We start from the raw sequence: 9,820 nt of genomic DNA, 5'->3' as shown, positions 1-9,820 counted from the left end.
CAGATGGCGATGCTGGAACCGGGCCTTTCCGAGACGGTTTGCGCCTCGCTGCTCGTCGTCATGCGTCAGGCCATGGATGAATGTGTTTCCCGCGGCGTTCCGGCAGAAGCTGCCCGCGACTTCCTGCTCGGCCATATGAATGTGCTTGGCGCAGTCATCTTCAAGGAAGTCGACGGCGTCTTCTCCGACGCCTGCAACAAGGCAATCGAGTTCGGCATCCCCGCCCTGATGCGCGACGATTGGAAGAAGGTTTTCGAACCGCAGGAGATCGCCGAAAGCATCCGACGCATCACCTGAGGAGATCCTGGGGAGGGCGTCAGTCCTCCCTTCATCACCTTGTCGGGAACGGTGTTTGTTTCGTATTTGGGAGGAGACCATGAAACTGAGTGACATTCATGCGAATGGCACAGGCTGGCTGAAATGACAGAGCTCGGGGGCGCGTTGATCGGTTGCGGCTTCTTCGCAGTCAATCAGATGCACGCATGGCGAGACGTCAAAGGTGCCCATATCGTTGCGATCTGCGATCGCGATCCGGAGCGACTGAAGATCGTCGGCGAGCAGTTCGGCATCGAACGGCGCTATACGGATGCGGCCGCGCTCTTTGCCGACGGAGGCTTCGATTTCGTCGATATCGCGACGACGGTGCAGAGCCACCGTACCCTGGTCGAAATGGCAGCCGCGCACAAGATCCCGGCAATCTGCCAGAAACCCTTCGCAAAGACGCTTGATGATGCCAAGGCGATGGTCGATGCCTGCTCCCGAGCCGGTATTCCCCTCATGGTGCATGAGAATTTCCGCTGGCAGACACCCATTCAGGCCGTGAAGAACGTCCTGCTATCGGGCACGATCGGTGAGCCCTTCTGGGGCCGCTTTTCCTTCCGCTCAGGCTACGATGTCTTTTCCGGCCAACCCTATCTCGCCGAAGGCGAGCGTTTCATCATCGAGGATCTCGGCATCCATACGCTCGATATCGCCCGCTTCATTCTCGGCGATGTCACTTCGCTCACAGCCCGCACGAAGCGGGTCAATCCGAAGATTAGGGGTGAGGATGTCGCGACCATCCTGTTAGACCACGAAAGCGGTGCGACATCGATCGTCGATGTCAGCTATGCTACCAGGCTCGCAATCGAACCCTTCCCGGAAACGCTGATCGAGCTCGACGGCCCGAAGGGAACGATCCGGCTTTCGCAAGGCTATCGCCTCGAAGTCAACGGCCCCGACGGCATGACCGTCTCTGATGCTTCGCCGCGGCTTTTATCCTGGGCTTCGCGCCCCTGGCACAACATCCAGGAGAGCGTGCTGGCGATCCAGCAGCACTGGGCCGACCGTCTGGCGGATGGCAGTGAGACCTCCACGTCCGGGGCCGATAATCTTAAGACTTTCGCGCTTGTCGAGGCGGCTTATGAGAGTGCCGCCACCGGTCGCGCCGTCGATATCCGGACAATGCTGCGATGACGACCGGGATCGACCCGTTTCAGCTCTATGGAACGCGCGAGACGGACACGCCGCCGGTGCGGCTGACCGCCGGCAGGCTGGCTGTCGACTTCAAGGACGGCAATCTGCGTACCATCAGCTACGACGGCGCTGAAGTGCTGCGCGCGGTTTCCTATCTTGTCCGCGACCGCGATTGGGGCACTTACGCTCCGTCTATCAGCGACCTACAAATCGATCAGCGTCCGGACGCCTTCGCCGTCAGCTATGTCGCGCGCTGTGCCGGACCTGGCGACACGGAGCTTGCAATTGATGTGCGGATCACCGCTCAGGCGGGTGAACCTCTGATCTTCGAGGCCGAAGCCCTTTCTCGAAGCGGCTTCGAGACGAACCGCTGCGGCTTCTGCATTCTCCATCCGATCGTCGGCATCGCTGGCATGCCGGTTTCGATCGAGCATGTCGATGGCCCCAGCGAGGAGACGCAGTTTCCCGATCTCATCGCGCCGTGGCAGCCTTTCAAAGACATGCGCGCGATCACACACCGCGTGGCCCCAAGCGTGACGGCAGAATGCCGCATGGAGGGCGACACCTTTGAAATGGAGGATCAGCGCAACTGGTCGGATGCGTCCTACAAGACTTATGTCCGTCCCCTCGCCTTGCCCTGGCCTTATCGCATATCGGCGGGTGAGCCCATTCGACAGCGGATCGTTCTCAGTGTCCGCGATAGGGGGCACCCATCGATCGCTCCAACATCGCGTTCCTCGGAAAATGGCTCCATCACACTTTCGAGCGGTAGCAGAAGCGGCGTCATGCCCCCGGTCGGGCTTATCATCACACCGCAGGAAGCGAAGGCAACGCTTGCGGCCCGCGACAGGCTTGCCGAGATCGGCCCGCAGGAACTGCTGTTCCATTTCGATCCCGACGCCGGCCATGGTGCCGATGCCTTCAAATCCTTCGCTGCCGTCGCCGCGCTTCATTCCGGCAGCTCGACGCTGGAAATTGCATTACCCTGTCGACAAACCCCGCTTGCCGAAGCAACGCAGATCGCGAGCCGGATGCAAGCGGCCGGTTTCAATCCCGATGCGATCGTCATTTCTCCTTCCGTCGACCGGCAATCGACACCACCGGGCAGCGAATGGCCGGAATGCCCACCGCTGGAAGAGGTCTATGCCGCCGCACATGCAGCCTTTCCCGGAATGCGTCTCGGCGGCGGGATGCTGAGCTATTTCACCGAGCTCAACCGCAAGCGGGTTCCAGCCGGTCCGCTCGATTTCATTACGCATTGCACCAATCCGATCGTGCATGCGGCAGACGATCTCAGCGTCATGCAGACGCTTGAGGCATTGCCGTTCATTACCCGCTCCGTGCGCGCCATCTACGGCAACAAGCCCTATCGCATCGGCCCTTCGACCATACCCATGCGCCAGAACCCCTATGGCAGCCGCACGATGGACAATCCGGATGGCGGACGCATCGCCATGGCCAATACCGATCCCCGGCACAACGCCCGTTTCGGCGAAGCCTTCGCTTTCGGCTATGCCGCCCGCGTGCTCGATGTCGGATTGGAATGCCTGACGCTCTCGGCACTGACCGGACCTTTCGGCCTCATCGCCGGCAAGAACGAGCCGTCCCAGGCCGGCGCCACCCGCCCGATCTTCAACTCGGTCGCGACGCTGGCCCGCCTTGCCGGCAGCCAATGGCGCGAATGCATATCGTCCGACCCGACCTCAGTGCTTGCTTTCGTCACCGCGCGAACCGGCGAGCGGCGGCAACTGCATCTGGTCAACATCACCCCCGCACCGCGCCGGATCGAACTTGGACCCTTCCGTTCCGTTGACCAGCCCAAAAGCGATGCCCTCACGCTCGGAGCCTACGCGGTCACTTCAGCGACTTTGACGGATTGACGTGAACCCGCAGACGCGCATGTTAGTCCCAACAATCGCAGTGATTTGGGAGGACCGGCGTGAAGACGAAGAAACTGATCAACGAGGGTGCGGCCGCCGTCGACGAGATGCTGGCCGGCATTCTGGCAGCCCATCCCCGCCACCTTCGCGCTCTGGAAGGGTCGCCCCGTTCGATCGTCGCCAAGCATGGGCCGCGGCCCGGCAAGGTCGGCATGGTCATCGGCGGCGGCTCGGGACATGAGCCGAGCTTTCTTGGTTTCGTTGGCAAGGGACTTGCCGATGCAGCCGCGATCGGCAACGTCTTTGCCTCGCCACCGCCCGACCCCATCATCGAATGCGCCAAGGCCGTCGATGGCGGCGTCGGCGTGCTGTTCCTCTATGGCAACTATGCCGGCGACGTCATGAATTTCGACATGGCGGCCGAGATGCTTGCCATGGATGATGTGGAGGTACGCACCGTCGTCACGACCGATGATATTGCTTCTGCCCCGCCGGAGCAGAAGGAGCGCCGGCGCGGTGTCGCCGGCAACGTCTTCGTCTTCAAGGCGGCAGGTGCGGCTTGCGATATGATGTATGGCTTCGACGAGGTCGAACGCGTTGCGCGATGGGCCAATGAGCGGACTTTTACGATGGGTGTCGCGCTTTCTCCCTGCTCCCTGCCGCAGACCCGGAAACCCAATTTCGAACTCGGGGCCGATGAAATGGAGATCGGCATGGGCATTCACGGCGAGCCGGGCGTTGCGCGCGGCCCGCTGAAGCCGGCGGATGAAGTAACGAGCGAGCTGGTCGGTAAGATCCTTCACGAAATGAAGCCCGCCCGCGGCGACCGCGTTGCCGTGCTCATCAATTCGCTGGGCTCGACGCCCCTCATGGAGCTCTACATCCTGATGCGCAAGGTGAAGATGATGCTCGATGAAGCGGGCCTGGTCATCCATTTGTCGCTGGTCGGCAATTACTGCACCTCGCTGGAAATGGCCGGCGCCTCGATCACGCTGATGCATCTCGATGACGAACTCCAGCGACTGATCGATCACCCCTGCGATTGCGCCATGTTCCGCTCCGGTGAGGCCCTGCAATGACGACTGTGACGGTTGAGGATCTGAAATCGCTGTTTACCCGCATCGCCGAAGCGATGACGCGCGAAAAGGATCGCCTGTGCGAGCTGGACGGCTTAATCGGCGACGCCGACCATGGTATCGCCATGGAACTCGGATTTGCCGCTGCCGCCAAGGCAGTTTCAGGGCTGGATGCCACGACGGCCGATCCGACGCTCGTGTTCAACACGGCCGCCAAATCCTTTCTCAATGCTGTCGGCGCCTCTTCCGGACCGCTCTACGCAACCGCGCTGATGCGCGCCGGCGCATCAGCGAAGGGAAAGTCATCGCTGAACGACGACGATATGGTCGAGATCTTCACGGCTTTCGCCAAGGGGATTCAGGACAGAGGCAAGGCGGAGGTCGGCGAAAAGACGATGGTCGACGCATGGGCGCCTGCCGCGATAGCCTGCCGAGCCGCGCGTGACCGAGGCCAGCCGCTTGCCGCTTGCCTGACCGCCGCCTTGGAGGCTGGGAAAGCGGGAGCCGACGCAACCAAGGAGATGATCGCCGCCAAAGGCCGCTCGTCCCGGCTTGGCGATCGCGCCTTGGGACACATGGATCCTGGAGCCGCTTCGGCGGTGGTGATCATAGCGTGCCTTCATATTCATTTCACGTCATAATGATGATGAGCTCATCATACCAGTTGACATGCTGATATCTATTTGCCAAAACCGCCCTCAGCTTAGCTCGGAGGAGGATTGAAGATGGCTATCAGTTGGAAATATGCGCGTTGGTTCGGCGCGGCTACGATTGCCGCGGCAGCTCTGGTGGGGACAAATGCCGCCGCGGAAGACCTGACGCTGTGGACGCTGAACTTCGACAATGGCGGCGCCAACACCGCCCTCAAGAAGGTGGCAAGCGACTTCGAAGCCGCCAATCCCGGCACTCATATCCAGATCGTCCAGCGTGGGGTCGATGAACACAAGACCGCCCTTCGCGTGGCGGCCGGTTCCAGCAAGGGTCCGGATATCTATTTCAGCTGGGCCGGTCTCGGTCTTGGCGGCGAATATGTGAAGGCCGGCCTGTCGCTGCCGCTGGACAAATATTACACCCAGTACAAGTGGAGCGACGAACTGCTTCCTTCGGCGGCCGCCTTTGCCGACCTCTATCCGGGCGGCAAGCATGGCGTTCCCTTCACCTTCAAGGGTGAGGCCATCTACTACAACAAGAAGCTCTTCCAAAAGGCCGGCATCACTCAGGAGCCGAAGACCTACGAAGAGCTGCTCGCCGACGCGGAGAAGCTCAAGGCTGCCGGAATTCCTGCCTTCACCTTCGGCGGCTCCGTCAACTGGCATGTGATGCGCCTGATGGACGTACTGCTCGAAACCAAATGCGGCGCCGACAAGCATGACGCGCTAATGGCCATGAAGACCGACTGGACCAAGGAGCCTTGCGCTACCGACGCCTTCACCGAATTCGCCAAATGGACCAGCGAATATACGCTTAAACCCTTCATGGGGATCAGCAACCAGCAGTCTTACACGCTGTTTGTCGCCGGCCGCGCCGCGATGATGCTGGAAGGCGACTGGCTTGTCAGCCAGCTGAGCGGCAGCGGCGTTAATCTCGACGATTACGGCGTCGTGCCGTTCCCGACGAACACCAACCGGCTCTACGGCTTTGCCGAATACAACTACGTCAGCACCAAAAGCAAAAGCCCGGACCTTGCCGCCAAGTTCCTCGACTACTTCCTGTCGACCAAGGTCCAGCAGGATCTCGTCGGGCAGATCAGCTCGATCTCGGTCAACAAGAACGTTCAGTATGCCAACCAAAAGCCGCTCGAAGCAAAATGGCTGGATATCTTCAAGACCTACGGCAAGGTCTACATGAACGGCGACCAGGCCTTCCCGCTCGATGTCACGACGGAGTATTTCCGGGTGATCAACGATGTCGCGGCCGGCAACATCAAGCCGGCGGATGCGGCCAAGCAGCTGCAGACCTTCATCTCGGGCCGCACCTAATCTTCGAGGGAGGCCGCCGCCCCGATCACCGATCGCGGCGGACGGCTTCCCTCACCTTCGTGCCACGCGCCAGCCGTCGCCGGGAGCAATCAGAATGTCACTCCGAAACCGAACCCATGATCCCCGCGTCCAGGCGCTGATCCTGCTCGCTCCGGCCATGCTGATCTATGTGATCTTCGCACTGTATCCGATGCTGAACGTGGTGGTTCTGAGCTTCCAGAAGTGGAACGGGCTTGCCCCGCAGCGCCCCTTCGTCGGTCTTGCAAATTATCAATATATCTTCACGCAGGACCCCGTCTTCTGGGTCGCCTTCAGGAACACGGTTATCTGGACGATCATGTGCGTGATCTTCCCGCCGATGGTGGGGCTTCTGCTGGCGCTCAGCCTCAACCAGAAGCTCTTCGCCCGCAACACATTCCGCGCCATCTTCTATTTGCCCGTCATCATCGCGCCGATCGCGGTCGCGACCATGTGGAAGTGGATGTATGATCCGTTCTTCGGCCTCTTCACCGAGATCCTGACCTCGATGGGGCTGCAGAGCTGGATACAGGACTGGCTCGGAGACAAGAGCGTTGCGCTCTACTCCGTCTTCGTCGCTTATCTCTGGCAGTCGGTCGGTTTCTCCATGGTCCTGTTTCTCGCCGGCCTGCAGAACGTCTCGCAGACGCTGGTCGAAGCTGCACGCATCGACGGCGCAGGTCGTTGGAACATCTTCAGATACGTCACGCTTCCCGCACTTCGCACGACGATCACCATCGTGCTGGTGCTGTCCGTAATCTCATCGCTCAAGGCTTTCGACATCGTTTATGGCCTGACCGGCGGCGGACCGGCGCAATCTACGCAGATGCTGGCGCTCTGGGCTTTCACGCAGGCGATGCAGATCTTCGATTTTGGCCGCGGCGCTGCGATCTCCGTCGTCCTGCTGCTGATCACCATCGCTGTCGTCATCCCCTATCTGCGCTGGACGCAAAAGCATGAGGAGGCCGAGCAATGACGGCAACATCGGCGACTTCCATGTCCGACGGCTTCGAGACCGTTGCTGTCGCAAAGCCCAAACGTGACCCGATCCTGATCGCGTTATGGATCACGCTGCTCGTCGTCGCGCTGATCTGGCTGGCGCCCTTCATTTTCATCCTCTTCACCTCGCTGAAGACGCAGGCAGCGGTTACCAGCACGGGGGCTTTCATGCCGCCGACCGATCCTGCCTTCGAGAATTATTCGAATGCCTGGGGACGCGGCAATTTCGCCAGCGCCTTCCTCAACAGCGCCATCATCACCGTCATCAAGGTGCCGCTCGGCCTCATCCTGTCGGCTATGGCGGCCTATGCTCTCGCCAAGATCCGCTTGCGATTTAGCAAACTGTTGCTGCTTCTCGTCGTCTTCGGCACCATGATTCCCTTTCAAGTCATGCTGGCGCCGCTGTTCACGCTCGTCAATTCGCTTGGCCTGATCGACACCTATCCCGGCGTCATCCTCCCCTATATCGCCTTTGGCGTGCCCTATCAGGTCTTCATCCTGCACGGCTTCTTCAAAGGTATCCCGAAGGAGCTGTCCGAGGCCGCACTGATCGATGGCGCCAGCCACTTCACCATTTTCCGCCGGATATTTCTGCCGGTCTGCCTGCCAGTGCTCGCGGCCCTGCTGATCCTGGATTTCGTCTCGACATGGAATGAATTCGCCATGGCGCTGGTGCTGCTGCAGGACCAGCACATGTGGACGCTGCCGCTCGGGCTCATGTCCTTCCAGGGGCAGTTCTCCAACGATTACGGGCAATTGAACGCGGCAATCGTCATGACCGTGCTGCCGGCAACCATCGTTTATCTGATCTTCCAGCGCTACTTCGTCTCCGGGCTCACCTCCGGCGCGGTCAAGGGCTGAACGGTCAAATCATCCATACATATCGAGGAGAACATCATGTCCAACGCGTCCGTCGAAAAATGGGGTGTCTTCGAGGCGGCCTTCAACGGCCCTTCGGGCGGCAATCCCTATCTCGATGTGGCGTTCGATGCCGTCTTCAGCCAGCACAGCCGCGAGATCCGCGTGCCGGGCTTCTATGATGGCGACGGCGTCTATCGCGTTCGCTTCATGCCGGACAATGAAGGCGAATGGTCGTTCCGCACACGCTCGAAGACTACAGAACTCGATGGCAAGACCGGCTCGTTCGTCGCCACCAAGCCTTCGGAGGGCAATCATGGCCCGGTGCGCGTGCGCAACAAATTTCATTTCGCCTATGCCGACGGCAAGCCTTTCCTGTCCTTCGGTACCACCTGCTATGCCTGGACGCACCAGCCGCTCGACATGCAGGCGCAAACGCTCGAGACCTTGAAGCAGGCCCGTTTCAACAAGATCCGCATGGGTGTTTTCCCCAAGGACTATCCCTACAACGTCAACGAACCGCTTTACCCCTGCTTCGAAAAGGGTACTGATGGCAAAGAAGATTTCGACAGGCCTAACCCGGTCCTCTTCCGCCATTTCGAAAAGCAAGTCGCAGCCCTGTGCGATCTCGGCATCGAAGCCGACATCATTATGTTCCATCCCTATGACCGCTGGGGTTATGCCGACATGTCGGCCGAGCAGGATTTCCGCTATGTCGCCTATCTCGCCGCCCGTCTTGCCGCCTATCGCAACGTCTGGTGGGCGCTTGCCAACGAATATGATTTCCTTCTCGACACCAAGCCGATGTCGCAGTGGGACCGCTACTTCCACATTCTCGAAGAGAACGATCCCTACGGTCACCTGAAATCCATCCACAACGGCGAGCAGACGATGAATTTCGATCATCGCAAGCCTTGGGTCACGCATACCTGCATCCAGAACTGGGATGTGAAGCGGACCCAGGAATGGCGCGACGCCTACGGCAAGCCCGTCGTCAACGACGAGCCGGAGTATGAAGGCAACATCATCCAGTCCTGGGGCAATCTGACCGCGCAGGAACTGGTCCATCGCTTCTGGATCACCATGACACGCGGCGGCTATGCGGGCCACGGCGAAACCTATTCGCATCCGGAAGACCTCATCTGGTGGGCCAAGGGCGGCGAGCTTCGCGGCGAGGCATGGAAGCGCATCGGCTTCTTGCGCGAGCTGCTTGAACAGGACGTGGTCAACGGCCTCGAGCCGATGGCGGGTACCGGCGAATGGCCATGGACGCGCGTCTCCGGCGCTCGTGATGGCGATGTCAGCTACATCTATCTCGGTGAACATCAGCCGATCATCTGGTCGACGGGCCTGCCGAAGGACGGCACGGACTATGACGTCGACATCATCGACACATGGGAAATGACGATCAGGCCGGCCAAGAAGGTGGAGGCGCCGATCCCTCACCCGACACGGCACGGCGCGATCGTGCGCGGCGGCAAGGCGGACGCGGCTTTCGGCGTGGAATTACCGGGCAAGCCTTGTCAGGCGCTGCGCATCCGGAAGAAGCATTGAT

At 60.4% G+C, this 9,820-nt stretch carries 9 protein-coding genes; all 9 read left to right on the top strand.

Annotation, left to right across the window (positions count from 1 at the left end):
• Positions 1-297, top strand: a 297-nt coding sequence (locus FHT28_RS32810) for a phosphogluconate dehydrogenase C-terminal domain-containing protein (protein WP_281408489.1), incomplete at its 5' end; no start/stop codon positions are given.
• A gap of 123 nt (positions 298-420) precedes the next feature.
• Positions 421-1,455, top strand: coding sequence for a Gfo/Idh/MocA family oxidoreductase (locus FHT28_RS32805; protein WP_168598522.1), 1,035 nt, complete (start codon positions 421-423; stop codon positions 1,453-1,455).
• A complete protein-coding gene (locus FHT28_RS32800) occupies positions 1,452-3,335 on the top strand; it encodes a hypothetical protein (protein ID WP_168598521.1) in 1,884 nt (627 codons plus the stop codon). The genes FHT28_RS32805 and FHT28_RS32800 overlap by 4 nt, the downstream gene beginning before the upstream one ends.
• Before the next feature lie 59 nt (positions 3,336-3,394).
• Complete coding sequence (locus FHT28_RS32795) at positions 3,395-4,414, top strand: dihydroxyacetone kinase subunit DhaK (protein ID WP_047561343.1); 1,020 nt, start codon at positions 3,395-3,397, stop codon at positions 4,412-4,414.
• Complete coding sequence (dhaL, locus tag FHT28_RS32790) at positions 4,411-5,052, top strand: dihydroxyacetone kinase subunit DhaL (RefSeq protein WP_047640625.1); 642 nt, start codon at positions 4,411-4,413, stop codon at positions 5,050-5,052. The genes FHT28_RS32795 and dhaL overlap by 4 nt, the downstream gene beginning before the upstream one ends.
• A gap of 84 nt (positions 5,053-5,136) precedes the next feature.
• Positions 5,137-6,390 (top strand): extracellular solute-binding protein, encoded by a 1,254-nt coding sequence (locus FHT28_RS32785; RefSeq protein WP_168598520.1) that lies wholly within the window; start codon positions 5,137-5,139, stop codon positions 6,388-6,390.
• 94 nt (positions 6,391-6,484) lie between these two features.
• Entirely contained in the window at positions 6,485-7,384 is a 900-nt protein-coding gene (locus tag FHT28_RS32780; protein WP_047640626.1) for a sugar ABC transporter permease, read from the top strand.
• Between the two features lie 20 nt (positions 7,385-7,404).
• Positions 7,405-8,268, top strand: coding sequence for a carbohydrate ABC transporter permease (locus FHT28_RS32775; RefSeq protein WP_174157205.1), 864 nt, complete (start codon positions 7,405-7,407; stop codon positions 8,266-8,268).
• Positions 8,269-8,304: 36 nt separating this feature from the next.
• Positions 8,305-9,819 (top strand): DUF5060 domain-containing protein, encoded by a 1,515-nt coding sequence (locus FHT28_RS32770; RefSeq protein WP_168598519.1) that lies wholly within the window; start codon positions 8,305-8,307, stop codon positions 9,817-9,819.
• Position 9,820 lies beyond the last annotated feature (1 nt).

The organism is Rhizobium sp. SG570, assembly GCF_012275345.1.
In the GTDB taxonomy this organism is placed as follows: domain Bacteria; phylum Pseudomonadota; class Alphaproteobacteria; order Rhizobiales; family Rhizobiaceae; genus Rhizobium; species Rhizobium lusitanum.
This window is presented reverse-complemented; position numbering and strand designations above follow the sequence as displayed.

Bases quoted from the DNA above. Each gene is read 5' to 3' on its own strand.
- FHT28_RS32805 (WP_168598522.1), top strand. From the start codon at position 421: ATGACAGAGCTCGGGGGCGCGTTGATCGGTTGCGGCTTCTTCGCAGTC.
- FHT28_RS32800 (WP_168598521.1), top strand. From the start codon at position 1,452: ATGACGACCGGGATCGACCCGTTTCAGCTCTATGGAACGCGCGAGACG.
- dhaL (WP_047640625.1), top strand. From the start codon at position 4,411: ATGACGACTGTGACGGTTGAGGATCTGAAATCGCTGTTTACCCGCATC.
- FHT28_RS32785 (WP_168598520.1), top strand. From the start codon at position 5,137: ATGGCTATCAGTTGGAAATATGCGCGTTGGTTCGGCGCGGCTACGATT.
- FHT28_RS32780 (WP_047640626.1), top strand. From the start codon at position 6,485: ATGTCACTCCGAAACCGAACCCATGATCCCCGCGTCCAGGCGCTGATC.
- FHT28_RS32775 (WP_174157205.1), top strand. From the start codon at position 7,405: ATGTCCGACGGCTTCGAGACCGTTGCTGTCGCAAAGCCCAAACGTGAC.
- FHT28_RS32770 (WP_168598519.1), top strand. From the start codon at position 8,305: ATGTCCAACGCGTCCGTCGAAAAATGGGGTGTCTTCGAGGCGGCCTTC.